The organism is Polaromonas sp. P1_A2 (assembly GCF_056406895.1).
Genome location: NZ_JBFTZI010000006.1, coordinates 138519 through 164036, shown reverse-complemented (window position 1 = coordinate 164036; position 25518 = coordinate 138519). Strand labels below are relative to the sequence as shown.

Below are 25518 nucleotides of genomic sequence, written 5' to 3'. Positions count from 1 at the left end.
AACCAATTTGATCTTCTTAGGGCCACTTACCCATAGTTTTTTGTTTCGCAATCTATATCTCCGTGTATTTCTTGCTTGATCCGCGCGCAAGATCAACCGGGTATTTTTTCCCATTGACGACCAACTTGGCACGCGCCTCCTCCAGAAGGTCGATCCCCAGCTTGTCACATATCTGCAGGAGGTACAGCAAGACATCAGCCGCCTCTGCGCCAATCTCAGCTTTCTTATCAACGGAGACGTTGCGACTTTGCTCCTCGGTCATCCACTGGAAGTGTTCAAGCAGTTCCGCAGCCTCCACCGTCAAGGCCGATGCGAGATTCTTTGGCGAATGAAATTGCTCCCAATCGCGCTCCTTGGCGAAAGATCGAAGGGACTGCGTCAGGGTTTCAAGGCCATTGTTCATAGGGCGAATTTAACGTAGGAACACATATCACTCAACACTAACCGATTTGGCTCTACAAGCTGGGCCTCAAATTGGCACCTAGCCTAAGCCCTCTTCTTAAACATCCCAGAAGCCCCACTAGCCGCCCGAATCTCATCAGCCGTAGCCTTCAAGGCTTCAGCCAGCTCCTCCATACGCGCCTCCGTCAGCCGCACCAGCGGCCCCGCAATCGTGACCACGCCTATCGCGCCCGTGGGTGACAGCACCGGCGCGGCCATGGCCGTCATGGAGGGGGCGAACACTTCGTTGATCATGCTGAAGCCGCGTTTGCGTGCGGTTTGGATATACGTGAGCAGCGCCTTCACGGTGGTGGGGGCCTTGGGGCCGTAGTCTTTGGGTTGGCCGAAGCCTTGTTTGGCGACCAGGCTTAAGGCTTCTTCATCGCTCATGGTCGAGAGCCAGGCGTGGCCGGCTGCGCTGCACGACAAACGCACCGACAGGCCCATGTCGGGGTCGTAGCGCAGGCCGCGGCGGGCGCCCTGGGCTTTGGCGACGAAGGTGAGTTCGTCGCCGTCGACCACGGCCAGGCGCACCAGTTCGCCGGATTCTTCGGCCAGGTGGTCCAGCAGGGGCTGGGCCACGTCGACCACGCCGGAGGCGCTCAAAAAACCCAAACCGAGTGAGACCAGTTTCATGGTGAGCACGTACTCACCCTGCTCGCGTACCTGGCGCGCATAACCGCAGCGGCACAGCTCGGCCAGCAGGCGGTGCGTGGCGCTCAGGGGCATGTTCAAGGTGGCCGCGATGGTGGAGACGGTCATGCCCTCGGGGTGGGCGGCGAGTTGCTCCAGGGTGTTAAAGCTTCTTTCCAGCAGGTTGCTCATGGTGTGGGACTCTTTGGCTTGACGGTGTCTGGGCTTTGCGATGCGCCGGGCCGGCCGCTTCCTGGGGGATTGGCCGGGCCCCTCTATATATATACGAGGGTTTGATCCATTGGGCCAGGGCCTGAAGCGGGTCGCAATTGAATAATGGTAATGGTTTTCCATAATGGAAAGACTTTCCATTTCAAGAATATGATGCCTTCGGCCTGCAGCGTGTGCTGCGGCACCGGACACCCGCGACATCGCCAGTCCCCCTGACAGCAGCCCCCGGGCACCACCCCAAAAGGACCTCACCATGCACGTTCGCCGCAGAACACTCACCCTTGTTGCCGCCCTGATGGTGGCGGCCATGCCCGCCCTGGCCCAGGACATCCAGGAACGCACCATCAAGTTCGGCCACCTGAACAACCCCGACCACCCGACCAGCCTGGGCGTGCGCAAGTTCGCCGAGATCGTCGCGGCCAAGAGCGGCGGCAAGATCAAGGTGCAGGAATTCGCGGCCTCGCAACTCGGCAACGAGCTGCAGCAGCAGTCCGCGCTGCAGGGCGGCGTGCAGGAAATGCTGGTGGCCTCGACGACCTCGCTGAACGGCATCGTCAAGGAATTCGGCCTGCTCGACTTTCCCTTCCTCTTTGCCAATGCGAAGCAGGCCGACGCGCTGGTCGACGGCCCGCTGGGCAAGATGCTGAGCGCCAAACTGCCCGAAAAGGGCGTGATCGTGCTGGGCTTTTTCGACCTGGGCTTTCGCAACGTGACCAACAGCAAGCGTCCCATCATGAAGGGCGCCGACCTGGAAGGCCTGAAACTGCGCGTGATCCCGAACCCGGTGTTCCTGGAAACCTTCAAGACCTTCAAGGCCAACCCGGTACCCATGCCTTTTGCCGAGCTGTACGGCGCGCTCGAGAGCAAGGCCGTGGACGGCCAGGAAAACCCTTTCGCGGTGATCGCCTCGAGCAAGTTCTACGAAGTGCAGAAGTACGTGAGCGGCACCAACCACGTCTACGCGACCAACCCGGTCCAGATCAGCAAGCGCTTCTGGGACAAGCTCTCGGCGACGGAGCACAAGATCCTGCAGGACGCCGCCATCGAAGCCCAAAACTGGCAGCGCGTGGTCAGCCGTGAAGTCTCGGCCAAGGCCCTGGGCGAGCTGACGGCCAAGGGCATGGTCTACAACGACCTTCCGCCCGCCGAGCTGGCCAAAATGCGCGCTGAAGTGCGTCCCGTCTACGAGAAGTTCTCGGCCGCCTATGACCCGGCCGTCGTGACGCTCTTCAAGTCCGAGCTGGAACGGGTTTCAAAGTTCTGATGGTGAAGTTCTGAAAGCCCTGAGCCCCATGAAAATACTTGTCCTCCACGGGCCGAACTTGAACCTGTTCGGCCGGCGCGAACCCCACATCTACGGCACGACGACGCTCGCACAGATCAACGCCATGCTGGCAACACTGGCCGGCGAACTCGGCGTGACGCTGGAGACCCTTCAGTCGAACCACGAAGGAGCGCTGATTGATTTCCTGCACCAGCACATCGACACGGCGCAGGGCGCGCTGGTCAACCCCGCCGGGCTCACGCAGCATGGCGTGCCGCTGCATGACGCGATCAAGGCCATGCCTTTCCCGGTGGTCGAGGTGCACATGTCCAACCTCGCGACACGCGAGCCCTGGCGCCACCACTCGATCATCTCGCCGGCCGTGAAGGGCACGATCCAGGGCTTCGGCCCGCGCTCCTACCTGCAGGGCCTTAGGGTCGTGACCGATATCGCGCGCGAAGCGCAGGCCCTATCCGCGCACAACTGACATGGACAGCTTCGTCGACAAGGCCTGCAAGGGCATCGAGTTCCTGATCGCGCTCGGCCTGGCCGTCATGGTGGTGCTGGTGTTCGGCAACGTCGTGCTGCGCTACGGCTTTAATTCGGGCATCACGGTGTCCGAAGAGCTGTCGCGCTGGCTCTTCATCTGGGGCACCTTCCTCGGCGCCCTGGTGGCACTGCGTGAACACGGCCACCTCGGCATCGACATGGTGGTGGGGCGGCTGCCGGTCATCGGCAAGAAGGTCTGCCTCATCGTCGGCCACGTGCTGATGATTTTCATCGTGGTGCTGCTGGCCATGGGCAGCTGGGAACAGGTCAAGATCAACTGGGACGTGACGGCGCCGACGACCGGCTGGAGCATGTCCATCGTCTACCTCTCGGGCCTGGTGTTCGGCGTGCTGGCCTGCGGCCTGCTGCTGCTGGATTTGTGGAAGGTGCTCACCGGCCGGCTGTCGGATGATGAACTGGTCATGGTGCAGGAGTCGGAAGAGGCCGTGCAGCTCAAGCAGGTGCTGGACGATGCGCGCCAGCAGGACAACACCGCGGGGGCACGGCCATGACCATCTTCATTTTTATCGGCTCGCTGCTGGCCGCCATGGCCCTGGGCATTCCCATCGCGTTTGCGCTGCTGGCCAGCGGTGTCGCCCTGATGTGGCATCTGCAACTGTTCGATGCGCAGATCCTGGCGCAGAACCTGGTCGGGGGCGCAGACAGCTTCCCGCTGCTGGCCGTGCCCTTCTTCATGCTGGCCGGCGAGATCATGAACGTGGGTGGCCTGTCGCGCCGCATTGTCGACCTGGCGCTGGCGCTGGTCGGCCACGTCAAGGGCGGGCTGGGCTACGTGACCATCATGGCGGGCTGCCTGCTGTCGGCGCTGTCGGGCTCGGCCGTGGCCGACGCGGCCGCGCTCACCGCCTTGCTGCTGCCGATGATGGTCAAGGCCGGGCACGACAAGAAGCGCGCCGGCGGCCTGATCGCCTCCGTGGGCGTGATCGGCCCGGTGATCCCGCCCAGCATCGGGCTGGTGATCTTCGGCGTGGCGGCCAATGTGTCGATCTCCAAGCTCTTCTTCGCGGCCGTGGTGCCGGGCCTGCTGATTGGCGGCGCGCTCTGGATCACCTGGGCCTGGCTGGTGCGGCGCGAGGCCATCGTGCCGCCGCCGCGCAAGAGCGGCGCCGAGGTCATGAAGGCCTTTCGCGACGCCACCTGGGCGCTGATCCTTCCGGTCATCATCCTGGTCGGCCTGCGCATGGGGGTGTTCACGCCCACCGAGGCGGCCGTGGTGGCCGCCGTCTACGCGCTGTTCGTCTCCACCGTCATCTACCGCGAACTCAAGCTCTCGCAGCTCTACGGCGTGTTCGTCGCCTCGGCCAAGACCAGCGCCATCGTGATGTTCCTGATCGCCGCGGCCATGGTCAGCGCCTGGCTGATCACCGTCGCCAACCTGCCGGGCATGGTGGTGGACCTGCTCAAGCCCTTCATGGGCAGCCCCATCCTGCTGATGGCGGCGATCATGGTGCTGGTGATGCTGGTGGGTACCGCGATGGACATGACACCCACCATCCTGATCCTGACGCCGGTGCTGATGCCCGTGGTCAAGGCCGCGGGCATAGACCCGGTCTACTTCGGCGTGCTGTTCATCATTAACAACTCGATCGGGCTGGTGACGCCGCCGGTGGGCACGGTGCTCAATGTGGTGGCGGGTGTCGGCAAGATCAGCATGGACGACGTCACCAAGGGTGTCGTCCCGTTCATGATCGCCGAGTTCGCGGTGATGTTTTTGATGGTGGTGTTCCCCAAACTGGTCACGGTTCCGGCAAGCTGGTTCTACTGAGGCTCGACTGAAGTTCTACGGAGGTTCGACGAGATGGCACTTTTAGGCAATGCTGCGGTCGCCATGTGGTGGGACATCCTGCCCGCGCAACGCGAGGAGTTCCAGGAGTGGCACTCCCGTGAACACTTTCCGGAACGCATGGGCATTGACGGCTTTCTGCGCGGCTCACGCTGGACCCACGTTGACGGCGGAACGGGGTTTTTTGTGATGTATGAGCTGGCATCGTATGAAACCCTCACCTCGGCCGGTTACCTGCAAAGCCTGAACAACCCGACGCCATGGTCGGCGAAGATGATGCCGCACCACCTGAACATGGTGCGCAGCCAGTGCCAGCTCCTGGGCAGTTTTGGCGCCGGACTGGGCAAGGCGATGCTGACGATCCGCCTGTCACCGGCGGACGGCCAGGCAGGGCCTTTGCGGGCCTGGCTGGAAAACCGGCTGGCCCACCTGGCGGAAAGCAGAGGCATCGTCGGGGCACACCTGCTGCAAACCAGAACGCCGCAGGCAGCCATGACACAAGAGCAAAAAATCCGCGGCGGGGATGCCGTCGCCGACTGGATTGTCCTGCTGTCGTCTTATGAGACGCAGGCCTTGCAACTCGCCCTGGCGAACGAGCTGTCGCCGCAGCGGCTCGAGGCTGCGGGTGCGCTTGCGGGCATGACGCATGGCGTCTATGCGCTTTCGTTTTCTTTGGGGAAGCATGATTTGAAGCCGCTCAGTCCTCATCATTCGGCCTGAGGGGTCGAAGGTGCTTTGTGGGTTTGAGTGTTGATGCTTGTTTTGAGTTTCGGAGCCGGGTCTCGCCCCGGCGGGCGACCTACTTTCTTTTGCTTCGCCAAAAGAAAAGTAGGCAAAGAAAAGGCGACCCGCAGTCTGGGTCCCTACGCTTCGCTGCGGGCAACCTGCGGTGCTCGAGCCAAGCGGGGTCCGGCTAAACTCGCTTCGCTTAGACAACGCCGGCCCTAATCCGCTTGTCTCTGCGCTCCTCGGCCCAGCCAGGACGGGGCAATCGGGAGCGGGGACAGAAGACAAATACCAAAGAAAAAATCAATACAAACAAGGACACGCCATGGCGTGTCCTTGTGGTTTTAGGTATTGGTATTTTTCTCCCACCCCTTGTGTATGCGCCGAGGAGCGCAGGGCCAGACGGATCAGGGCTGGCGTTGTCTGAGCCGAAGGCGAGTTTAGCCAGACCCCGGCTGGACCGAGCACCGCAGGTTGCCCGTAGCGAAGCGGAGGGACGCAGACACCAGGGTCGCCTTTCTTTTGCTTACTTTTCTTTGGCGAAGCAAAGAAAAGTGAGTTGCCGCCGGGCAACCCCGGCCAGCAGCTCTCAGAGGCGAGCACACCGCCGGAGCAACAACAATTCAAACCACGCTTGGCAACCGCTCCAACAACTTGTCAAGCGTGATGGGATAGTCCCTCACCCTCACCCCTGTCGCGTTGTAAACCGCGTTGGCAACAGCGGCCGCAATCCCGCAAATCCCAAGCTCGCCAACCCCTTTGGCCTTCATAGGCGAAGAAACCGGATCGGTTTCATCAAGAAAGATCACATCCTGGTGCGGAATGTCGGCATGCACCGGCACCTCATAACCTGCGAGGTCGTGGTTCACAAAAAAGCCGTGGCGCTTGTCGACCGCGAGTGCTTCCATGAGGGCTGCCCCCACGCCCATGGTCATGGCGCCTATGACCTGGCTGCGCGCGGCCTTGGGATTGAGGATGCGGCCTGCGGCGCAGACGGCGAGCATGCGGCGCACGCGGATCTCGCCGGTGGCGGCGTCGACGCCGACTTCCACAAAATGCGCGCCAAAAGTTGATTGCTGGTATTTATTGCCCAGGTCGCCGTATTCCATGAAGTCTTCGGCGACCAGGCCCTTGTCGCCGGCCTCTTGGGCCACTTGCGCAAGCGGCACGGCGCGGTCGGCCACGCGGACCATGCCGTCTTCGAAAATGGCCTCGAGCGGCGTGAAGCCGGCGCGGGTGGCAATGGTTTCGCGCAGCTTCATGCAGGCCGCGTACACGCCGGCGGTTGAGCTGTTGGCGCCCCACTGCCCGCCTGAGCCGCAGGAGACGGGGAAGTCCGAATCGCCCAGGCGCACCTGCACTTTGTTGAGGGGCAGGCCCATGACCTCGGCGGCTGTCTGGGCGATGATGGTGTAAGTGCCCGTGCCTATGTCGGTCATGTCGGTTTCCACCGTGACCACGCCGTTTTTGTCGAGCCGCACGCGCGCGGCTGACTTCATGAGCAGGTTGTTGCGAAAGGCCGCGGCCACGCCCATGCCGACCAGCCAGCGGCCGTCGCGCACCTGCGCGGGCTGGGCCTGGCGCCGGTTCCAGCCGAATTGTCCGGCGCCCAGGCGCAGGCATTCAACAAGCCGGCGCTGCGAAAACGGCCGGCCGGCCTGCTCCGGGTCGACCTGGGTGTCGTTGCGCACGCGGAACTCGATCGGGTCCAGGCCGAGCTTTTCGGCCATTTCGTCCATGGCGATTTCCAGGGCCATCAAGCCGGGCGCCTCGCCGGGCGCGCGCATGGCGTTGCCTTCGGGCAGGTCCAGCACGGCCAGGCGTGTGGCGGTGAAGCGGTTGGCGCCGGCGTACAGCAAACGGGTCTGGTTGGCCGAGGTCTCGGGCTGGCCTTCGGGCAGGTCGCCGGACCAGCATTCATGGCCCACGGCGGTGATCTTGCCGTCGCGGCCCGCGCCCAGGCGTATGCGCTGCAGGGTGGCCGGCCGGTGTGTGGTGTTGTTGATCATCAGCGGGCGCTGCAGCGCGACCTTGACGGGCCGCCCCGCCGCGCGCGCGCCCAGGGCGGCCAGCAGCGCATCGGCGCGCACCCAGAGCTTGCCGCCGAAACCGCCGCCGATAAAGGGCGAGACCAGGCGCACATGGGATTTGGGGATGCCCAGGGTTGCGGCCATGTCGCCCACGCTCCAGTCGATCATCTGGTTGGCCGTCCAGAGCGTGAGCTTGTCGCCCTGCCAGGCGGCGGTGGTGGCGTGCGGCTCCATCATGGCGTGCGACTGGTCGGGTGTACTGTAGCTGGCGTCGAGCTGCACGGGCGCGGCGGCAAAGGCGCCCGCGAAGTCGCCGACCTGGGTCTCGGACGGGCCGGCGAAGTCGGAAGGCTTGGCCAGCGGCGCGGTTTCTTTTTGCGCGGCGAGGTCGAACTTGCCCGGCGTGCGTTCGTATGCTATGCGCACCAGCTGCGCGGCGGCGCGCGCCTGTTCAAAGGTGGTGGCCACCACCAGCGCGAGGGCCTGGTGGTAGTGGTCTATCTCGGGCCCGCCCAGCAGTTTGGCGGTGTTGAACTTGCCCTTGCCGAGCTTGCCGGCGTTGCGCGCGGTGACGACGGCCAGCACACCGGGTGCGGCGCGCGCGGCGTCCAAATCCATGGAGGCGATGCGGCCCTTGGCGATGCCGGCGCCGACGATGTAGCCGTAGGCCGGATCCGGCACGGCGTCGTGGCGCTCATAGGCATAGGGCGCGCCGCCGGTCGTCTTGAGCGGGCCGTCTATGCGGTCGGTGGCTTTGCCGATGACCTTGAGCTGGTCAATCGGGTTGGTGGTGGCGGGGGTGTCGAATTTCATGCGGCGCTCCTGGCCTGGGCCAGCACGGCGGCGAGGGTACGCTCCACCAGCGGCAGTTTGAAGGCGTTGTCTTCGGTGGTGCGGGCGCCGGCGAGCAGGTGCGCCGCCGCGGCTTTGGCGCCCTGCGGCAAGGCGGCATCGGCCGCCTCGTCACGCCAGGGCTTGTGCGCCACGCCGCCCAGGGCGACACGGCCCGAGCCGTCAGGCTGCACAACGGCCGCGACCGAGACCAGCGCGAAGGCATAAGACGCGCGGTCGCGCACCTTGCGGTAGATGTGCGTGCCGCCCGCCGGCCTGGGCAGGCTGACCGAGGTGATCAGCTCGCCGGGCTGCAGCGCGGTCTCCACATGCGGCGTGTCGCCGGGCAGGCGGTGGAAGTCGGCAATCGGGATCACACGTTTCGCGCCGTCGGGCTTGACGGTTTCCACCGTGGCGTCGAGCACGCGCAGGGCCACGGCCATGTCGCTGGGGTGGGTGGCGATGCAGGCCTGGCTGGCGCCCAGCACCGCATGCTGGCGCGTGTGGCCGCCCAGGGCGCTGCAGCCACTGCCGGGCTGGCGCTTGTTGCAGGGCTGGTCGGTGTCATAAAAATAAGGGCAGCGCGTGCGCTGCAGCAGGTTGCCGGCGGTGGTGGCCTTGTTGCGCAGCTGGGCCGAAGCGCCGGCCAACAGGGCACGCGCGAGCACGCCGTAGTCGCGCCGCACGCGTTCGTCGGCGGCCAGTGCGGTGTTGCGCACCAGCGCGCCTATGCGCAGCTCGCCTTCGGGCGTGGCTTCCACCTTGTCGAGGGCCAGGCCGTTGACGTCGACCAGGTGGGTGGGCGCCTCGATCTGCAGTTTCATGAGATCCAGCAGGTTGGTGCCGCCCGCGATGAATTTGGCGCCGGGGTGGCGCATGACGGCGGCCGCGGCCTCGGCCGGGCTGCCGGCGCGTTCATAGGTGAAGGGTTTCATGCCGCCCTCCCTGCAACTTCAGTGATGGCCTCGACGATGTTGGAATAGGCACCGCAGCGGCAGAGATTGCCGCTCATGCGTTCGCGCAGTTCATCGGGCGACAACAGGGGGCGGGTGTTGAGGTCGGCGCTCACATGGCTGGGAATGCCGCGGCGCATTTCGTCGAGCGCGCCTACGGCCGAGCAGATCTGCCCCGGCGTGCAGTAGCCGCACTGGTAGCCGTCGTGTTTGACAAACGCGGCCTGCAGGGGGTGCAGGCTGTGCGGTGTGCCCAGGCCTTCTATGGTGGTGACTTTGGCGCCCTCGTGCATCACGGCCAGCGTGAGGCAGGCATTGATGCGTTCGCCGTCCAGCAGCACGGTGCAGGCGCCGCACTGGCCGTGGTCGCAGCCTTTTTTGGTACCGGTGAGGTGCAGGTGTTCACGCAGGGCGTCGAGCAGCGTGGTGCGGGTGTCCAGGTCCAGCGTGTGCGCCTGGCCGTTCACTTCGAAGGTGACGCGGGCCGTCGGCACGGAGCCGGCGGAGCTGGGAGGGGATTCAGTCATTGCCATGGCTTTCTTGGGGAGTGAACCGGCGGCCGCCGGGATGCGGTGAGAGGCTTGGAGCGGTTCATGGGGGGCTCACCTTGGTGATTAAAGCAGCAAGCCAAAGCCCCAGCATCCGTGTATGCATAAAAAGCACACCCAATCAGTGGTGGAAACACAGCTGCTTACATGAGCGATGCTTTTTAGCCCTATCAGCTATCCCTAAAACCATATTGCGCATTCCTGACAGCTAAGGGAAGCTATGCGCACTATGAAAAGAAGACAACTGGGCGCGGCGGCGAGCGCCATGAGCTCGCAGCGGCCCGCGACGCTGACGCAAAAAGCCATCCTGCAGCTGATCCAGCAGATGGCGCCGCGGCTGCTGGTCTAGGCCTGCTTCCTGCCGCCTCTTCGATAAGCCTTGCTATTCAAGGAGTGCGGGGTGAAGATGACTCGCTCCACAACTTCAGGAGCGCGCCATGAGCCGTTTCTTCACTTCCGCCCTGTGCCGGGCCCTGGCTGCACTCACCGTGGCGGGCGCCGGCATGAACGCGACGGCCGGCCCGGTGCGCTCCGTCGGCCCCATGGCCTTCGCCGATGCCGATACCCTGCTGGTCTCGGACTGGCGCGCGGGCGAGATCCACGCCCTGAGCCTGGCCGCGGCGCCCGGCGCGGTGGCCAGGCAATTCAACCTCAAGGACGTGTCGGGCCCGATCGCCAGGGCGCTGCACACGCAGCCCGACAAGCTGCGCTTTGAGGACATGGCCTTCCGGCCGGGGGCCGAGCTGGCCTACATCGCGCTGTCGGTGACCCGGGCGCGCGGCTTGCCCCTGCCCGCGCTGGTGGCGGTGGATGCCGCCGGCAAGGTGGCCGTCGTGAACCTGGCCGCCGCGGCGCGCAGCTCGGCGCCGATTGCCAACCGCCCGGAGGCCGACAAGGTGTTCTGGAACGACGTGCCGGCCGCGACCTATACGGTGACCGACATGGTCTTTCACGACCGCAAGCTCTATGTGGCGGGACTGTCGAACGCGAGCTTCGCGTCGACGCTCAGGGTTTACGACTTTCCCTTCAAGGGCGGCGCCGCGAGCGCGACCAGCATAGAGATGTACCACGCGGTGCACGACCAGGTGGAGAGCCGCGCGCCTATCCGCAAGATGGTCATCGCGACCCTGAACGGCGAGCCCAGCCTGATCGCCGCCTACACCTGCACGCCGCTGGTGACGATTGCGCTCAAGGACCTCAAGGACGGCGCCCACGTGGTGGGGAAAACCGTGGCCGAGCTGGGCTGGGGCAGCGCGCCGGTCGACATGGTGGCGTTTGACGCCGGCCAGGGCCCCATGGTGTTGCTGACGAACTCCCACAAGTCCGCGGACTTCATGGCCGTCTCGGACATCGCGGCGGCATCGGCACAGCCGGGCCTGAAGGCGCCCATCAAGTGGCCGACGGAGCCCTATCTCGGCGTGAAGGCGATACCGGTGCCGATTTCCGGGATTGCCAAACTCGGCGAGCAGGACAAGGATTTCCTGGGCGCACTGCGCCGCAACGAAGCCTCGGGCGCCATGGAGCTGGTGTCCATGCGCAAGGGCGCTTTCCTGCGCATCAGCGATTTCATCAATGAATACGATTTCGCAGACTACCGCTATTCGCCCAAAGACCCTTTCCGCGAACTGCACCAGTTGCTGCGCGGCGAGGAAGGCTACCCCAACCTGGCCGCACGGGCCGCGCCGTGAAGCTTGGGGCCCAGCGGATGCTGTGGGGGCTGGGCGCGGCCTTCTGCGTTTCGGCCATGGCCGCGGGCCCGCAGTCGCCCGTCATCTATCCTTCCGGGCCGACCGTGCCTGAAAACCTGCTGCGCATCGAGCTGCGATTTGCCGCGCCCTTGCGCACGCCTTTGGCGATGGAGCATGTGCGGCTGCTGGACCAGGACGGGCATGCCATCGAGGATGCCTTTCTGGACCTGCCGCTGCCCAGCGCGGACGGCACCGGCGTGACGCTGCTGCTGCACCCCGGGCGGCTCAAGTCCGGGGTGGGCGCCAACCTGCGGCTGGGGCGTGCGCTGCAGGCCGGCTCATCGCTGACCCTGGTGCTGGACAGCCCCGAGGCGGGAGCGCCGCTGCGCAAGACCTGGCAGGTGGTGCAAGCCGACAGGGTGGCGCCGGTGCCGGCCTCTTGGAAATTGGGCGCGGCCCCAGGCGGCAGCCGCCTGCCGCTGGTCGTGCGGCTGGATGCGGCGATCACGTCGACCGCCGTGTCCCTGATCGCGGTTCGCGGTCCCGATGGACGGCGTGTGGAGGGAGACGCCACATTGGCCGACGCCGAAACAAGCTGGCGGTTTGTGCCGAAACACCCCTGGAAACCCGGCCGCTACGCCTTGATGACCCATCCCGACCTGGAGGACCCGGCCGGGAACCGGGCTTGTTCGCCCTTCGAAATCCGGGACGGCAGCCGGATCGCGTGCGAGCGGGGAACGGCCACACCCTTCACGGTGACCGCACGCTGAGCCGTGGGGATGGATCAGTCGATCAACACCGAGCCTTCATGGAAAGGAAACGGGCCTTCATAACTCCCACTTGCGACCGTGTGGCTGACCAGGCGCCCGCCATCCGGCAGCACATGCAGGCCAAAGCCGGGCGGCTCCAGCATCCAGGCCGAGGCGGCGTCGGGCGCGATATCCAGGCGCACCTGGTGGGCCGGTGAAGGCACGGTGGCCGCGAGAGTGCCGCCAAAGCGCACCTGGATGGCGCGGTGCAAATGGCCGCAGAGGATACGCTCGACATTCGGGTAGCGGCTGACCAGTGCCTCGAGCTCGGCTGCGCCGCTGAGCAGGCCTATGTCGTCCATATGGCCTATCAGGGTCTGGAAAGGCGGGTGGTGCATGGCAATCACCACGGGCCGGCCGCGATGCTTTTCGAGCTCGCGGGCCAGCCAGGCCAGCCTGTATTCGCACAGGCTGCCCTCGCTGGCGCCTGGCACCACGGTGTCCAGGGCGATCAGCTGCAGGCCGCCTATGGCAACGCTGTATTGCACAAAGCCATCACTTCCCAGGTAGGCGTGATCGGGGAAGCTCAAGCGCAGCTGCGCGCGCTCGTCATGGTTGCCGGGCATCAGGTAGACCGGCATGGCCAGGGGCGCGAGCAGCTCGCGCAGGTGGGCGTATTCGGCCGCGCGGCCGAAGTCGGTCAGGTCGCCGGTGATGACGACGGCGTCGGGCTGTTGCGGCAGCGCGAGTATGGAAGCGACGGCCTGCGCGAGGTAGGGCGCGGTGTTGATGCGGCCATAAGCCAGGCGGCCCGGTTCGCGTATGTGCAGGTCCGAAAGTTGCAGCAGTGAAGTGGTCATAAGGATGTGAGTTATGCAATTGCCAGTTCGCTGCCGGGCATGAGGTGCTGCGGCTGTATGCGTATGCCGACGGCGTCGCCCATACAGGCCGGGTGGTCGCGCCCGACTTCGGCATTGAGGCTGGCCTGGCCGGGCAGCAAGAGCTTGAGCTGTATGCGGTCGCCCAGGAAGACGCGCTGCGACACCACGGCATCGCCCCAGCCGGCGGTGACCTCGCCGACCTCGATGTCCTCGGGCCGCACCAGCACGCTCTCTTGCGCCTGCCAGGCGGGCGGGCAGGCGATGTCCATGTCGCCCAGCCTGACGACGTGGGCAGCGCGCGCGGCCTCGTCGCGCTCCAGGCGATTGACGCGGCCGAGGAAGCTCGCGACAAATGGATGCTCGGGCGTGCGGTACAGCGCCTCGCCGCGGCCGACCTGCACGATGCGGCCGGCCTGCATCACGGCCAGCCTGTCGGCAATCGCCAGCGCTTCCTGCTGGTCGTGGGTGACGTGGATGGCGGTGATGTGCAGGCGGCGCAGCAGCTCGGCCAGTTCGTCGCGCACCGACTCCTTGAGCTTGGCGTCGAGCGCGGTCAGCGGTTCGTCAAGCAGCAGCACGCGCGGGCGCACGGCCACGGCGCGGGCCAGGGCCACACGCTGGCGCTGGCCGCCCGAGAGTTCGGCCGGGCGTTTTTTCTCGAGGCCGTTCAGGCGCACCAGGTCTATCAGTTCGCCGACCACGCGGCGCTTTTCGGCCTCGTCCACGCCGCGCACGCGCAGGCCGTAGGCGATGTTGGCGGCCACCGTCATCTGCGGGAACAGCGCATAGTGCTGGAACACCATGCCTATGCCGCGCCGCTCCACCGGCAGGTGGGTGACCTCGGTGTCGCCAAATGTGATGCGGCTGCCGGCGTCGGGCACTTCCAGCCCGGCGATAAGGCGCAGCAGCGTGGTCTTGCCGCAGCCCGAAGGGCCCAGCAGGGCCAGCACCTCGCCGGGTTCCACCGAGAGCGAGGTGGGCTGCAGGCCGCGCGTGCCGTCGGCATAGGTTTTGGCGCAGTGGCTGATGTCCACGCGTGTGCGTTCAGCGTCCATGGTGTTTTTCAATCAAGGTACCGGCGGCCTGCAGGCCCCACAGCACGGGGAGGATGACAAGAAGAAAGACAAGGGTGTAGGCCGAGCCGATTTCCAGCCGCATGGAGGCATAGCTGTCGGCCAGGCCCACGGGCAGGGTGCGCGTGAGCGGCGTGTGCAGCATCCAGGTGAGGTTGAACTCGCCGACCGAGAGCGTGAAGACCATCAGGCAGCCGGCCACGATGGCGGGCAGCACGGCGGGCAGCAGCACGCCCATAAAGCGCTGCGCGAAGCCGGCGCCCAGCGTGCGCGCGGCCTCTTCGAGCGAATACAGCTCGGGCCGCTGGAAGGCCGAGGACACGGTGCGCACCATAAAAGGCAAGGTGAACACCATGTGGCCCACCAGGACAAAGCCATAACTTTGCCGGAAGCCGCTGATCTGCCCATAGGCCAGGATCAGCGCCAGCGCGGTGGCCAGGCCGGGCACGGCCACCGGCAGCGTCAGCAGCTCTTCAAACACCCGGGCGATGCGGGATCGGCTGCGCGCCAGCGCATAGGCGCAGGGAATGCCTATCAACAAATTGCCCAGCACGCACAGCAGGGCCAGCAGCAGCGAGGCGGCGACGGTGCCGCCATAAAGCTCCCACACTTCGCCCAGCCAGCGCAGCGTGAGGCCGCTTTTAAGGCCGGTGCTGTAGTTGTTGACCAGCCCGGCCAGCACCGAGAGCGCGATGGGCGCGAGCATGAACACGGAGACCAGCGCCGTCAGCAGCACAAGCGGCAGGGAAACCTGGCGAGGGGTTTTCATGGCGTCAGGCCCCCGCCGCGGCCGGGCCGGCGGCGCGGCGCGAAAGAAACAGCACCAGCCAGGTGATCAGGCCCAGCGTGATGGACAGGCTGGCGGCCAGCGCGAAGTTGGCGTAGTTGGTGAACTCGTTGTAAATCGTGATGGGCAGCACCTCGAACTTGCTGGCCAAGGTGAAGGCCGTGCCGAAAGCGCCCATGGCGGTGGCGAACACAATCGCGCCGCAGGCCAGGGTGGTGGGCGCAAGCTCGGGCAGCCAGACGTCGCGCACCACACGCCAGCGCGAGGCGCCCAGCGAGCGAGCGGCTTCTTCGAGCGGGAAGTCCATGGCGGCGGCCGCGGCGGTGTAGCTCACGATGGCGCGCGGCAGCGAAAAATACAGGTAGCCGAAAAACAGCCCGGCCAGGCCGTAGGCAAAGGTGACGCGGCCCAGGCCCAGCGCATCGGCAAGGTCGGCCACCAGGCCCTGGCGCCCGCCCAGCAGGATGATGAAGAAACCGATGATGACGCCCGGAAAAGACAGCGGCAAGGCCAGCAGCGAGAGCAGCAGCTTGCGCCCCGCGAAACGCGCGCGCGCCAGCGTGATGCCCGCCAGCCCGCCCAGCACCAGTGTGGCCAGCGTCACCGCCAGCGACAGGCCCAGGGTTTGCAACAGGCTTTGCAGGTAGCGGGTGTTTGTCAGCACCACAAAATACGTTCCCCACCCCAGCTTGCCGGGCAAGGCCAGCAGCTGCACCGCAGGCAAAAGCCAGAAGGCCGCGAAGAAAGCGACGGCCGGCGCCGCGCAGGCCAGCAGCAGGCGCGGGGGCGCGAAGGTGGAAGAACTCATGGGTACTCTCACTACCAGGCTGGTTTACTGGGCTTCTTTTACTGGGCTTCTTTCAGGTAGCGGTCGGAAAAGCCTTTTTGCACGGCGGCCATGCGGGCGTAGTCCACGCTTTTGGCGCGTGCGTATTCGCTGGCCGGCAGGAAACGCGACTGCGCTTCTTTCGAAATCGCGCTGGCGCGCACCGGGCGCAGATAGGCATTGGCCCAGATGGCCTGGCCTTCGTCGGACAGCACAAAGTCCAGCACCTTCTTGCCGTTGTCGGCATTGGGCGCCTTGGCCACCAGGCTCATGACGTAGGGGACGACGATGGTGCCTTCGGCCGGGATCACGAACTCGACGTTGGCCTTGTCCTTGTACTTGGCGCGGTAGGCGTTGAAGTCGTAGTCCAGCAGGATGGCGATCTCACCGGACAGCATGCGCGCATAGGAGGTCTGCTTGGGGACTATGGGTTCGTTCTTCTGCAGCGCCTTGAAGTACTCGATGCCGGGCGTGAAGTTGTCCAGTGTGCCGCCGCGCGCCTGGTTGACGGCGACCGCGCCTACATAACCGACAAAGGCCGAGGCCGGGTCGAGGTAGCCGACCAGGCCTTTGTACTCGGGCTTGAGCAGGTCGGCCCAGGAACGCGGCACCGGCTTGCCCTTGAGCGCATCGACGTTGACCATAAAACCCAGGGTGCCGGAGTGGATGGTGAACCAGTGGCCTTGCGGGTCCTTGAGGCCATCGGGAATCTCGCTCCAGGCGGCGGGCTTGTAAGTGCCGACCACGCCGTCTTTTTGCGCCTGGATGGCGAAGGTCACGCCCAGGTAGGTCACGTCGGCCACGGGGTTGGCTTTTTCGGCCATCATCTGCGCGAGCGACTGGCCGGAGTTCTTGTTGTCGGGCGGCACGGTGACGCCGGTCTTGGCCTTGATGGCTTTGAGCTGCGTGCCCCAGTCGGCCCATTCGGGCGGGCAGTTGTAGCAGATGGCGGTCTGGGCCAGCGCGTTGGCGCCGGCGGCCAGGCCCAGCGCCAGCACGGCGGCGTGGGCGAGTCGTTGCAAAGATGTTTTCATAAGAACTCCGTTGTGGATGAAGTGAAAGTGAGGGGACTAGGGGTTGACTGAGGGCGCGGCGCAGGATTCGCCTTCGCGAAAACCGTGGGCCAGCGACAGGCTGCTATCGGGTGTCAGGGCGGCACCGCCGGCCAGCGCCTGCACCAGCAGCTCGACGCTGCAGCGGCCTATGTCGGCATTGGGCTGGGTGATGGTGCTCAGCATGGGCCGCAAGTCTTCACCGAGCGCGATGCCGTCAAAGCCCACCACGCTCAGGTCGCGCGGCACCGAGAGCCCGGCCAGGTGCGCCGCGCGCAGGCTGCGTATCGCCAGCAGATCGTTGGAGCAGACCAGCGCGCTGGGCAGCGGCTCGCGCACCAGCAGGGCCGTGATGTCGCTGACGGCGGTTTCCACAAAAGGCACTTCCAGCACCCGCGGGTTGGCCAGGCCGGCCGCCGCCATGCCTTGCAGAAAGCCGCGGCGGCGCTGCTGGGCACGGTCGGAGGCGCTGAGCTGGCCGCTGACCATGGCGATGCGCGTGTGGCCCAAGGCAACAAGCCGCGCCACCAGCGCCGCGACCGCCTGCTCGCTGTCCACCGACACGCAGGGATGGCCGGGGTGGCGGTTGTAGGCCAGCACATAAGGCAGTTGCGCGGCGCCAAGCCGCTGCAGGGCCACGGAAGTTTCCGGGCTGGAGACCACCAGGATCATGGCGTCGGCGCGGCCGGCCAGCAGCAGGTTGACGGCCTGCTCCTCTTCTTCCAGCCGGTAGTTGGTGGTCAGCGGCAGGATGGCGTAGCCGGCGCGCGTGGCCGCGCGCGCGATGCCTTCCAGGCATTCAGCGAACACGGGGTTCAGCAAAGTGGGCAGCACCACACCGAGCACGCGGCTGCGCTGGGTGCGCAGGGAGCGCGCGCTGGCATTGGGCAGGTAGCCGCGTTCGCGCGCGGCTTTTTCGACCAGCGCACGGGTTTCGGGGCTGACCTTGCCGGGCGCATTGAAGACCCGCGACACCGTTGCCACCGATACACCCGCCTGTTCCGCCACCGCCTGAATGCTCACTCGCGCTCCTCATGTAATCGTTTACATTGGAGCCGCCAAAAATGACCTCTTCATGACATAGGGGTGGATGGGCCCGGACTCGCGCCCTGGCTTGGCCTGGCTGTCACCGAACCGTCATGAAGGGGCTACACACTGTGGGACCTCTTTCAGAATCTGAGCCCCAAGCTCCCCTGCCCTACTGCCGGCTTCACGCCCCTCCCTGAATGGACATCACTTACGGCGCCGACAAGACCGGCCTGCTCTGCGGTTACCGCTTTGAAAACGGCGCGCCCGGCGTGCCTGTGGACCTGATGGAGGCGGCGGCCTGGCTCAAGAGCGACGCACCCAAGGGCAAGTCGGATTTTGTCTGGCTGCACTTCAACCTCAGCGACGCGGTGGCCGAAGCCAGCATACGCAAGCACCTGAACCCGGTGCCGGAGTTTTTTGAGGCGCTGCACGAGGGCTCGCGCTCCACGCGCATCGAGGACGCCCACGACACGCTGATCGCCGTGGTCAACGACGTGGCTTACGAATTCGCCTTCGACCCGGCCGAGATGGCCAGCCTGTGGCTCAACGTGGGGCCGCACATGGCGCTGAGCGCGCGCTCGCACCCGCTGCGCTCCATAGACCGGCTGCGCGACGCGGTGAAAAACGGCAAGAAGCCGCTGGCGTCTTCGGTGTCCTTCCTCAACCATTTGCTGCGCGAGCAGGGCGACGTGCTGGTGCGCATCGTGCGCGACGCGACGGTGCAGGTCGACGTGGTGGAAGACAAATTCCTGGTGGGCCGGTTGCACAACCGCCGCGCCGACCTGGGCAAGCTGCGCCGTGTGCTGGTGCGGCTGCAGCGCCTCCTGGCGCCGGAGCCCGGCGCCCTGTTTCGCCTGCTGCGCCTGCCGCCGCCCTGGGTCAGCGAGGGCGACCTCGAGGAGCTGCGCCAGGCCACCGAAGAGTTCTCATTGACCATACGCGATCTGTCGGAGCTCAAGGAGCGCATCAAGCTGCTGCAGGAAGAAATCGCCGCCCAGGTCAGCGAGGAAACCAACCGCAGCGTCTTCACCTTGACCATGGTGACGGTGCTGGCCCTGCCCATCAACATCGTGGCCGGCCTGCTGGGCATGAATGTGGGCGGCGTGCCGCTGGCCCAGCACCCGCACGGCTTTATGGTGATCGTCGCCATCATCGGCGTGTTCACCGCCTTTGCGGCCTTGTACGTTTACCGGCAGAAGCAGTAAGCGCGCAACTTACAGGGTTTCGCCCTCGCGCAGCACGCCGGCGCTGCGCAGCGCGGCGTCCAGCCAGGGCGCGCTGGTCTGGCCCTGGGCGATGCCGGCAATGCGTTTGGCCTCGTCGGCGACTTTCTTTTCGGCCAGCGGCAGCAAGGCCGCGATGCGTTCGCGCTCCACCACCACCACGCCGTCCGCGTCGGCCGTCACAAAATCACCGGGCCGCACCGTCACGCCGCCCGCGCTGATGGGATGGTTGATGCGGCCCGCGATGTTTTTGGTCGGGCCGTTCGGGTTGGTCCCCACCGAGAACACCGGGAAACCCATCTCGCGCAGCTCCAGGCTGTCGCGCACCGCGCCGTCAATGACCACGCCGGCCAGCCCCAGCTTGCGGCAGGCGCTGATCATGATCTCGCCCATCAGGGCGCTGGTCTGGTCGCCCTTGGCGTCCACCACCAGCACGTCGCCGGGTTTTGCCAGCGCCATCGCGGCATGGATCATCAGGTTGTCGCCGGGCCGCACCTCGACAGTGACGGCCGTGCCGGCGCATTTCATGGATGCGTCCAGCGCCGTGATGCGGCCGTGCAGGGCACCGCGCCGGCCGGCCACGTCAGCCAGGATGGCGGGCTGGAAACGCGCCGCGCTGGCGACGGTTTCAGCGGGCAAGCGCTCGAAGCTGCGGATGATGTCGGGCACAGGGGTGGCGCTCATGTTCATTCCACCTTGATGTTGGCTTCTTTGATCACGCTGCCCCACTTGCGCTTGTCGGCGACCAGGAATTCGCGGAACTTCTGCGGCGTGCTGCCCACCGGTTCCAGGCCGTCCTGGACCAGGCGTTTGGAAATCTCGGGCATGGCCAGCACCTTGGCCACCTCGCGCTGCACGCGCTCGATCGCGGCGGTGGGCGTGCCCTTGGCGGCGCACAGCCCGGTCCAGGTCACGGGGTCGAAGGCGGGAATGCCGGCCTCGGCCACGGTGGGCACTTCGGGCAGCGCCGGCAGGCGGCGCGGGCTGGCCACGGCCAGGATGCGCAGCTTGCCGGACTGGGCATAAGACATGGAGCTCACCGGCTGGTCGAAGATCATGGACACCTGGCCGGCCAGCAAATCGGTCATGGCCTGGCCCGTGCCCTTATAGGCGACATGGACGATGTCTATGCCGGCGCGCGATTTCAGCATCTCGCCGGCCAGGTGGCCGCCCGTGCCGTTGCCCGAGGACGCGAAGTTGATGACGCCCGGCTTGGCCTTGGCGTAGGCCACCAGCTCCTTCACGTCCTTGACCGGCAGCGCGGCATTCACCAGCAGCAGATAAGGCGCGTTGGCGATCTGGGTGACGGGAAGGATGTCGGTCTCGGGGTTGAAGGGCGCCTTGAGCAGATGCGGCTGTATGGACAAGGTGCCGGTGGTGCACATCATCAGTGTGTGGCCGTCGGCCGCCGCGCCCAGCATCGCGGACGCGGCGATATTGCCGCCCGCGCCGGGCTTGTTGTCGATGACGACCTGCTGGCCCAGCGCTTCCGACAGCTTGGGCGCGATCAAGCGGGCCACGATGTCATTGGAGCCGCCCGGTGAAAAACCAACCAGGATGCGGACCGGCTTGCTCGGAAAAACGTCAGCGGCCAGGGCGGTGCTGCCCAGCGAGGTGATGGCGGCCAGCAGCGGCATCATCTTCAGGAGTGTGCGTAGGGTCATAAAGCGTCCATTCAGGGAGGTGGCGGGGAAAGTCGAAAGGGGCAAACGGAGCACCGCTCAGCGGCCCAGCTGCTCGCGGGCTTGCGCGATGCGGCGGCAGCCCTCGAGCAGCTGTTCGGTGCTGGCGGCAAACGAGAGCCGGAAGTGCGTGGGCACACCGTAGGCGCTGCCCTGCAGGGCGGCCAGGTTTTGCGCGTCCAGCAAATGCATGATCCAGTCGTCGCTGGATTCGATGATGGCGCCGCCCGGCCCGCGCAGGCCGAACAGCCCCTCGCAGGAGGCAAACACATAAAACGCGCCTTCGGGTGCATGGCAGCGCAGGCCGTCCACTTCGTTGAGCGCGGCCACCACGGTGTCGCGGCGCTTCTGGAACACATCCCGGTTCTGGGCGATAAAGTCCTGCGGGCCCGTGAGCGCGGCCACCGCCGCGGCCTGGCCTATGGAGCTGGCGCCCGAGGTGCTTTGCGACTGCAGCTTGACCATGGCCTTGATCAGCGCGGCCGGCCCGGCCCCGTAGCCGATGCGCCAGCCCGTCATCGCATAGGCCTTGGAGACACCGTTGATGGTCAGCGTGCGGTCTTTCAATTCAGGCGCGGCCTGCGCCAGCGTGGCGAACGCGCGGCCGTCGTACAGCAGGTGTTCATAAATGTCGTCGGTCATGACCCAGACATGCGGGTGCCGCTTCAGCACCTGCGCCAGCGCCACGAGTTCATCCCGGGTATAGGCCGCGCCGCTGGGGTTGTTGGGCGAGTTAAGGACCAGCCAGCGCGTCCTGGGCGTGATGGCGCGCTCCAGGCCTTCGGGCTGCAGCTTGAAGCCCTTGGCCTCGGGGCAGTCCACAAACACCGGCACGCCGTCGGCCAGCAGCGCGATGTCCGGGTAGGACACCCAGTAAGGCGCGGGCACGATGACCTCGTCGCCAGCCTCCAGCGTGCACATCAGCGCGTTGAAGATCACCTGCTTGGCGCCGGTGCCCACAATGATTTCGTTCACGCCGTAGTCCAGGCCGTTTTCAAGCTTGAACTTGCGCGACACGGCTTCCCGCAGCTCGGGCGTGCCGCCCACGTCGGTGTAGCGTGTCTTACCCGCGGCCATGGCGCGTGTTGCGGCCTCCTTGATATGCTGCGGCGTTTCAAAGTCCGGCTCGCCCGCCGTGAGGCCGACGATGTCGCGCCCCTGGGCGCGCAGCTCGCGGGCGCGCTGGCCCGCCATGGAGCTGGGCGAGGGTTTGATGCGGTTGAGACGGCTGGCGAGTTGGATCATGGGAAAAAGAAAAGGAAAGGAAGTTCGTGCCTGTGGCGTTGCGACCGAGTTTCCGGCAGGGCCGGCAAATCGACAAACGAGTATTCGGCGCAAGAAGGTATTCCTTTTTTTCCTGCGGCCGGACGGTGCGCTACAGTGGCAGGGAATGAACCTGACCTTTAAACAGCTGGAGGCCTTTTTCTTCAGCGCGAAGCTGCAGAGCTTTAGCGCCGCGGCCGTGAAGCTTCACACCACGCAGTCGGCGATCTCCAAACGCCTGGCGGAATTGGAGGACGTGCTGGGCGCGCCGGTGCTGCACCGCAAGTCCAAGGGGCTGGAACTCACGCCGGTGGGCCGCCGTTTGCTGCCGCTGGCCGAGGAGACCCTGAGGCTGAGGCTGCGCATAGAAACCGAGGTCAGCGTGGACCAGACGCTGGAAGGCACTTTCCGCATAGGCGTGACCGAGCTGATCGCGCTGACCTGGCTCACGGGGTTTATCAAGCGCCTGCAGGAGTTGCACCCCAAGCTCATGCTGGAGCCCGTGGTCGATGCGGGCCTGCATTTGTTCCAGAGCCTGGAGTCGCACAGGATAGACCTGGCCATCATGCCCGGCGTCTACTGGGGCAAGCAGTACACCACGGTCAAGGTCGCCCAGGTGGAAGACCTCTGGATGGCCAGCCCCAGCCTCAAGATGCCCAGGCGCGCCCTCAAGCCCGAGGAGTTCGCGCTCTACCCGGTGCTGGAGCAGTCAACCGGCGCGGCAAAAAACAAGTTTTACGAGGCCTGGCTGGCGCAGCACGGTTTTAAATTCAACAAGGTGTTCGCCACCAACAGCACCACCGTGCTCAGGGAGCTCACCATCAGCGGCTTCGGCATCAGCCAGATGGCCCTGGAGTACATGCAGCCGGACATCGACAAGGGTTTGCTGCGCATCGTGCGCAGCGACCCCATGCCGCCGCCCATGGTCTACAGCGCGGTCTACCACCGCGACAACTTCAGCCCCGCCATGGACATGGTGGTCCAGCTGGCTATCGCGAGCTGCGATTTTTCGCGGCGCTCCGGCCTTCATGACAAGGGCGCGGCTCCCGCGAAGCGCTGAAGGAAACGCGCCAGGCTCAGGCCCGCGACACATCAAAAGCCAGCGGCAGCCGCACCTGCGCGACCAGGCCCTGCGGCGCGCGCCTTAACTGCACATCGCCGCCGTGGGCCCGCGCGATGGAGCGGCACACGGCCAGGCCCAGGCCGCTGCCGGTCTTGCTGGAGGCGCGCGCCTCGGGCGTGCGGTAAAAGGGCTCGAACACACGTTCGAGTTCCGCATCGGTCAGGCCGGGGCCGTGGTCGCTGATCTCGACCACGGCGTCCTGCCGCTCGGTGAACAGCCGCACCTCGGCCTGCTCGCCGTACTTGACGGCGTTCTCCACCAGGTTGGCCAGCAGCCGGCGTATGCCTATGGCGTCGATTTCCACCGCGGCCTGCTCGCTGTGTTGCAGCACGGCTTTTTTGCCGACAAAGGCGGCGTCCTCGACCACGTCCTCGACCAGGCTGGAGAGCTCGAGCTTTTCGCGCACACCGGGCTCGGACGCGTCGCGGATAAAGGCCAGCACCGAACTGATCATCTGCTCCATTTCATCGAGGTCGGCCTCCATGCCTGCGCGCACATCATCAGGTACTTCCTCAATGCGAAAGCGCATGCGCGTGAGCGGGGTGCGCAGGTCGTGGCTGATCGCGCCAATCATGGCCGTGCGGTCGGCCACAAAGCTGCGCAGCCGGCTTTGCATGCGGTTAAAAGCATGCGCCGCGCGGCCGACTTCGGCCGGGCCGCTGAGCGCCAGCACAGGCGCCGAAGGGTCGCGGCCCAGCCGTTCGGCGGCGCTGGCAAAACCCGAGATGGGCCGCACCAGGCGGCGCGAGAACCACCAGCCCGCGGGTGCCACCACCGCGGCCGCCACCAGGAACCACAAAAGCACACGGCGCTGCCAGGCATTCGGGAAAGGCTCGGGTACCGGCTGCACCACGGCCCAGCCGTCGACGGTCTGCATCGCGGCCATGAAGTCGCCTTCGACAAAAGGCGCGGGCGCCAGGCCGAACAATCCGCGCACGGGGCCGGCCTCAACCGAGGCACCGCCCTGGGCCGCGGCCGGCGTGGACAGGCGTGCTGCGCCTGTGCTGCCGGCCGGGGCCGGCGAGCTTGCAACAGGAGGCTCAGCCACCGGCTCGGCAGGGCGTGCCGTGGAGGGCTGCGAGGGCGCGGCCAGCACAGGGCCTGTGCGTGCCGCCGGTGTGGGCAGGGGCGCAGGCGGCTGCATTGGAGGAAGGGAAGCCTGCGGGCCACGCTGGCCGGCGGGACTCGCGGCAGCGCCGGGCCCACCGGTCGCCGGGGGCGCGCCGGCTGTGGGTGGTGTGGGTGATGCAGGCGATGTGGCCGGCGCGGGAGCACCGCCCTGCGCTGGCGCCCCAGGCGCACCAGGCGCAGTTGCGCCTGGTGCCGGGCCCGCCTGGCCTTGCGCGGGCGATTCAGCCGGGCCTGCACCGGGTGGTGTGGTCGTCGTGCCCGCGCCGGGCGCGCCAGGCGCCGACGGCGTTCGCGACATCGGATCATTGCCCGATGAGGGCGGCGTGATCGTGCCCTGGCCGGGGGTGCCCGCCGGCCCGCCCGGCCAGCCGAAACCACCGCCGGGCATGCCGCCCGGCCCGCCTGGGCCGGCCCCGCCCGCGGGCCCGCCCGGCCTGCCGGCCTGGACGCGCAGGAATTCGGCGCGCATCAAACCCGGCGCCAAGCTGTGGGCATTTGCCAGCGCATGGCGGCTCCCCGGGTAGGCCGGATAGGTTGGATAGGCCGGCAGAGGCGCCGCACCGGTTTTTTCCTCGCGCGGCATGGCGCTTGCGGTGCCGGCAAAGGGCAGCGGCGTGAAAAAGTAAAGCCGCACCTCGGCCTCGGGCCGGCCCAGCAGCTGGGCCAGCTCGTGGCGCGAGCGCTCCGACGTCAGCCAGCCGGGCCCCGTGGGCTGCGGCGGTTCACTCTGCAGCAGGCGCTGCAAGGGCCTGGCGCCGCGTATCTCCAGGGCCGAGCCCGACAGCACGCGCGCGATGTCGCCCATTTCATATTGCCGCCGCGGTTCGGGCGGCAGCAGCATGGTCAATGCCAGGGTGACCAGTTGCGCGACGACCAGGCCCGCGAGCAGCAGGCCGGTGATTTGAAGTGCCAGCGGCGGGCCGGACCAGCGGCGGGAGACATTGCTTGCGTTCATGCCCTGATGCTGCCATGGAAGCGGGGGGGTGTCACGCAGGGCGGGA

Annotated in this window: 24 protein-coding genes; 9 read left to right on the top strand and 15 right to left on the bottom strand. The window is 66.2% G+C overall.

The window, feature by feature from the left end:
- Positions 1 to 52 precede the first annotated feature (52 nt).
- Both AC1D09_RS21445 and AC1D09_RS21440 read right to left on the bottom strand, forming a co-directional pair.
- Positions 53 to 403, bottom strand: a complete 351-nt coding sequence (locus AC1D09_RS21445; RefSeq protein ID WP_477664361.1) for a nucleotide pyrophosphohydrolase — start codon at positions 401 to 403, stop codon at positions 53 to 55.
- An 83-nt stretch (positions 404 to 486) separates the two neighbouring features.
- Positions 487 to 1266: an IclR family transcriptional regulator gene (locus tag AC1D09_RS21440; RefSeq protein ID WP_074580329.1), complete on the bottom strand. Its 780-nt coding sequence runs from the start codon at positions 1264 to 1266 to the stop codon at positions 487 to 489.
- Between the two features lie 292 nt (positions 1267 to 1558).
- On the opposite strand from AC1D09_RS21440, the gene AC1D09_RS21435 reads away from it, so the two are divergent.
- Genes AC1D09_RS21435 through AC1D09_RS21415 form a run of 5 tightly spaced genes read left to right on the top strand, consistent with a single transcriptional unit; the run spans position 1559 to position 5642 of the window.
- A complete protein-coding gene (locus AC1D09_RS21435) occupies positions 1559 to 2569 on the top strand; it encodes a TRAP transporter substrate-binding protein (RefSeq protein WP_477664360.1) in 1011 nt (336 codons plus the stop codon).
- Between the two features lie 28 nt (positions 2570 to 2597).
- A complete protein-coding gene (locus AC1D09_RS21430) occupies positions 2598 to 3056 on the top strand; it encodes a type II 3-dehydroquinate dehydratase (protein WP_477664359.1) in 459 nt (152 codons plus the stop codon).
- Position 3057: 1 nt separating this feature from the next.
- On the top strand, positions 3058 to 3630 hold the full coding sequence (locus tag AC1D09_RS21425) for a TRAP transporter small permease (RefSeq protein ID WP_477664358.1): 573 nt from the start codon (positions 3058 to 3060) through the stop codon (positions 3628 to 3630).
- Complete coding sequence (locus AC1D09_RS21420) at positions 3627 to 4904, top strand: TRAP transporter large permease subunit (RefSeq protein WP_477664357.1); 1278 nt, start codon at positions 3627 to 3629, stop codon at positions 4902 to 4904. The genes AC1D09_RS21425 and AC1D09_RS21420 overlap by 4 nt, the downstream gene beginning before the upstream one ends.
- A gap of 33 nt (positions 4905 to 4937) precedes the next feature.
- Positions 4938 to 5642 (top strand): hypothetical protein, encoded by a 705-nt coding sequence (locus tag AC1D09_RS21415; protein ID WP_477664356.1) that lies wholly within the window; start codon positions 4938 to 4940, stop codon positions 5640 to 5642.
- A 629-nt stretch (positions 5643 to 6271) separates the two neighbouring features.
- Here the strand turns inward: AC1D09_RS21415 and paoC are convergent.
- The 3 genes from paoC to paoA are packed head-to-tail and all read right to left on the bottom strand — an operon-like array spanning position 6272 to position 10031.
- Positions 6272 to 8491 (bottom strand): aldehyde oxidoreductase molybdenum-binding subunit PaoC, encoded by a 2220-nt coding sequence (gene paoC / locus AC1D09_RS21410; protein ID WP_477664355.1) that lies wholly within the window; start codon positions 8489 to 8491, stop codon positions 6272 to 6274.
- Positions 8488 to 9444, bottom strand: coding sequence for an FAD binding domain-containing protein (locus AC1D09_RS21405; protein WP_477664354.1), 957 nt, complete (start codon positions 9442 to 9444; stop codon positions 8488 to 8490). Before AC1D09_RS21405 ends, paoC begins: the two co-directional genes overlap by 4 nt.
- On the bottom strand, positions 9441 to 10031 hold the full coding sequence (paoA, locus tag AC1D09_RS21400; protein WP_477664369.1) for an aldehyde dehydrogenase iron-sulfur subunit PaoA: 591 nt from the start codon (positions 10029 to 10031) through the stop codon (positions 9441 to 9443). The genes AC1D09_RS21405 and paoA overlap by 4 nt, the downstream gene beginning before the upstream one ends.
- Positions 10032 to 10447: 416 nt before the next feature.
- Here paoA and AC1D09_RS21395 point away from each other — a divergent pair, with 416 nt between their 5' ends.
- The gene (locus AC1D09_RS21395; RefSeq protein ID WP_477664353.1) at positions 10448 to 11698 is read left to right on the top strand and encodes a hypothetical protein; all 1251 of its coding nucleotides are present in this window, start codon (positions 10448 to 10450) and stop codon (positions 11696 to 11698) included.
- The gene (locus tag AC1D09_RS21390) at positions 11695 to 12468 is read left to right on the top strand and encodes a hypothetical protein (RefSeq protein ID WP_477664352.1); all 774 of its coding nucleotides are present in this window, start codon (positions 11695 to 11697) and stop codon (positions 12466 to 12468) included. The genes AC1D09_RS21395 and AC1D09_RS21390 overlap by 4 nt, the downstream gene beginning before the upstream one ends.
- Before the next feature lie 14 nt (positions 12469 to 12482).
- Here the strand turns inward: AC1D09_RS21390 and AC1D09_RS21385 are convergent, their stop codons facing one another.
- Genes AC1D09_RS21385 through AC1D09_RS21360 form a run of 6 tightly spaced genes read right to left on the bottom strand, consistent with a single transcriptional unit; the run spans position 12483 to position 18089 of the window.
- Positions 12483 to 13307 carry a phosphodiesterase gene (locus AC1D09_RS21385; protein WP_477664351.1) on the bottom strand — a complete coding sequence of 275 codons (825 nt, stop codon included), beginning with the start codon at positions 13305 to 13307 and terminating at the stop codon, positions 12483 to 12485.
- An 11-nt stretch (positions 13308 to 13318) separates the two neighbouring features.
- The gene (locus AC1D09_RS21380) at positions 13319 to 14383 is read right to left on the bottom strand and encodes an ABC transporter ATP-binding protein (protein ID WP_477701220.1); all 1065 of its coding nucleotides are present in this window, start codon (positions 14381 to 14383) and stop codon (positions 13319 to 13321) included.
- Positions 14373 to 15170, bottom strand: coding sequence for an ABC transporter permease (locus tag AC1D09_RS21375; protein WP_477664349.1), 798 nt, complete (start codon positions 15168 to 15170; stop codon positions 14373 to 14375). The genes AC1D09_RS21380 and AC1D09_RS21375 overlap by 11 nt, the downstream gene beginning before the upstream one ends.
- A gap of 4 nt (positions 15171 to 15174) precedes the next feature.
- Positions 15175 to 15996 carry an ABC transporter permease gene (locus AC1D09_RS21370; protein WP_477664348.1) on the bottom strand — a complete coding sequence of 274 codons (822 nt, stop codon included), beginning with the start codon at positions 15994 to 15996 and terminating at the stop codon, positions 15175 to 15177.
- A 38-nt stretch (positions 15997 to 16034) separates the two neighbouring features.
- Positions 16035 to 17048 (bottom strand): ABC transporter substrate-binding protein, encoded by a 1014-nt coding sequence (locus AC1D09_RS21365; protein WP_477664347.1) that lies wholly within the window; start codon positions 17046 to 17048, stop codon positions 16035 to 16037.
- A gap of 36 nt (positions 17049 to 17084) precedes the next feature.
- Positions 17085 to 18089, bottom strand: coding sequence for a LacI family DNA-binding transcriptional regulator (locus AC1D09_RS21360; RefSeq protein WP_477664346.1), 1005 nt, complete (start codon positions 18087 to 18089; stop codon positions 17085 to 17087).
- 203 nt (positions 18090 to 18292) lie between these two features.
- Here AC1D09_RS21360 and AC1D09_RS21355 point away from each other — a divergent pair, with 203 nt between their 5' ends.
- Positions 18293 to 19300 (top strand): transporter, encoded by a 1008-nt coding sequence (locus AC1D09_RS21355; RefSeq protein WP_477664345.1) that lies wholly within the window; start codon positions 18293 to 18295, stop codon positions 19298 to 19300.
- 9 nt (positions 19301 to 19309) lie between these two features.
- Here AC1D09_RS21355 and AC1D09_RS21350 read toward each other — a convergent pair whose 3' ends face one another.
- From AC1D09_RS21350 to AC1D09_RS21340, 3 genes are read right to left on the bottom strand one after another with little or no spacing between them, the layout of a single operon-like run.
- Positions 19310 to 20002 (bottom strand): RraA family protein, encoded by a 693-nt coding sequence (locus tag AC1D09_RS21350; RefSeq protein WP_477664344.1) that lies wholly within the window; start codon positions 20000 to 20002, stop codon positions 19310 to 19312.
- Between the two features lie 2 nt (positions 20003 to 20004).
- Complete coding sequence (locus tag AC1D09_RS21345) at positions 20005 to 20982, bottom strand: Bug family tripartite tricarboxylate transporter substrate binding protein (RefSeq protein ID WP_477664343.1); 978 nt, start codon at positions 20980 to 20982, stop codon at positions 20005 to 20007.
- 57 nt (positions 20983 to 21039) lie between these two features.
- Complete coding sequence (locus tag AC1D09_RS21340; RefSeq protein WP_477664342.1) at positions 21040 to 22245, bottom strand: pyridoxal phosphate-dependent aminotransferase; 1206 nt, start codon at positions 22243 to 22245, stop codon at positions 21040 to 21042.
- A 145-nt stretch (positions 22246 to 22390) separates the two neighbouring features.
- Here AC1D09_RS21340 and AC1D09_RS21335 point away from each other — a divergent pair, with 145 nt between their 5' ends.
- Positions 22391 to 23323: a LysR family transcriptional regulator gene (locus AC1D09_RS21335; protein WP_477664341.1), complete on the top strand. Its 933-nt coding sequence runs from the start codon at positions 22391 to 22393 to the stop codon at positions 23321 to 23323.
- A gap of 16 nt (positions 23324 to 23339) precedes the next feature.
- Here AC1D09_RS21335 and AC1D09_RS21330 read toward each other — a convergent pair whose 3' ends face one another.
- Entirely contained in the window at positions 23340 to 25472 is a 2133-nt protein-coding gene (locus AC1D09_RS21330) for an ATP-binding protein (RefSeq protein WP_477701219.1), read from the bottom strand.
- Positions 25473 to 25518 lie beyond the last annotated feature (46 nt).

What these genes read in the sequence shown, in the direction of transcription:
- AC1D09_RS21435 (WP_477664360.1), top strand. Translation starts at nt 1,559, where the DNA reads ATGCACGTTCGCCGCAGAACACTCACCCTTGTTGCCGCCCTGATGGTG.
- AC1D09_RS21340 (WP_477664342.1), bottom strand. Translation starts at nt 22,245, where the DNA reads ATGATCCAACTCGCCAGCCGTCTCAACCGCATCAAACCCTCGCCCAGC.
- AC1D09_RS21335 (WP_477664341.1), top strand. Translation starts at nt 22,391, where the DNA reads ATGAACCTGACCTTTAAACAGCTGGAGGCCTTTTTCTTCAGCGCGAAG.
- AC1D09_RS21420 (WP_477664357.1), top strand. Translation starts at nt 3,627, where the DNA reads ATGACCATCTTCATTTTTATCGGCTCGCTGCTGGCCGCCATGGCCCTG.
- AC1D09_RS21365 (WP_477664347.1), bottom strand. Translation starts at nt 17,048, where the DNA reads ATGAAAACATCTTTGCAACGACTCGCCCACGCCGCCGTGCTGGCGCTG.
- AC1D09_RS21415 (WP_477664356.1), top strand. Translation starts at nt 4,938, where the DNA reads ATGGCACTTTTAGGCAATGCTGCGGTCGCCATGTGGTGGGACATCCTG.
- AC1D09_RS21395 (WP_477664353.1), top strand. Translation starts at nt 10,448, where the DNA reads ATGAGCCGTTTCTTCACTTCCGCCCTGTGCCGGGCCCTGGCTGCACTC.
- AC1D09_RS21350 (WP_477664344.1), bottom strand. Translation starts at nt 20,002, where the DNA reads ATGAGCGCCACCCCTGTGCCCGACATCATCCGCAGCTTCGAGCGCTTG.
- AC1D09_RS21430 (WP_477664359.1), top strand. Translation starts at nt 2,598, where the DNA reads ATGAAAATACTTGTCCTCCACGGGCCGAACTTGAACCTGTTCGGCCGG.
- AC1D09_RS21330 (WP_477701219.1), bottom strand. Translation starts at nt 25,472, where the DNA reads ATGAACGCAAGCAATGTCTCCCGCCGCTGGTCCGGCCCGCCGCTGGCA.
- AC1D09_RS21380 (WP_477701220.1), bottom strand. Translation starts at nt 14,383, where the DNA reads ATGGACGCTGAACGCACACGCGTGGACATCAGCCACTGCGCCAAAACC.
- paoC (WP_477664355.1), bottom strand. Translation starts at nt 8,491, where the DNA reads ATGAAATTCGACACCCCCGCCACCACCAACCCGATTGACCAGCTCAAG.
- AC1D09_RS21405 (WP_477664354.1), bottom strand. Translation starts at nt 9,444, where the DNA reads ATGAAACCCTTCACCTATGAACGCGCCGGCAGCCCGGCCGAGGCCGCG.
- AC1D09_RS21345 (WP_477664343.1), bottom strand. Translation starts at nt 20,982, where the DNA reads ATGACCCTACGCACACTCCTGAAGATGATGCCGCTGCTGGCCGCCATC.
- AC1D09_RS21385 (WP_477664351.1), bottom strand. Translation starts at nt 13,307, where the DNA reads ATGACCACTTCACTGCTGCAACTTTCGGACCTGCACATACGCGAACCG.
- AC1D09_RS21355 (WP_477664345.1), top strand. Translation starts at nt 18,293, where the DNA reads ATGGACATCACTTACGGCGCCGACAAGACCGGCCTGCTCTGCGGTTAC.
- AC1D09_RS21445 (WP_477664361.1), bottom strand. Translation starts at nt 403, where the DNA reads ATGAACAATGGCCTTGAAACCCTGACGCAGTCCCTTCGATCTTTCGCC.
- AC1D09_RS21375 (WP_477664349.1), bottom strand. Translation starts at nt 15,170, where the DNA reads ATGAAAACCCCTCGCCAGGTTTCCCTGCCGCTTGTGCTGCTGACGGCG.
- AC1D09_RS21425 (WP_477664358.1), top strand. Translation starts at nt 3,058, where the DNA reads ATGGACAGCTTCGTCGACAAGGCCTGCAAGGGCATCGAGTTCCTGATC.
- AC1D09_RS21370 (WP_477664348.1), bottom strand. Translation starts at nt 15,996, where the DNA reads ATGAGTTCTTCCACCTTCGCGCCCCCGCGCCTGCTGCTGGCCTGCGCG.
- AC1D09_RS21440 (WP_074580329.1), bottom strand. Translation starts at nt 1,266, where the DNA reads ATGAGCAACCTGCTGGAAAGAAGCTTTAACACCCTGGAGCAACTCGCC.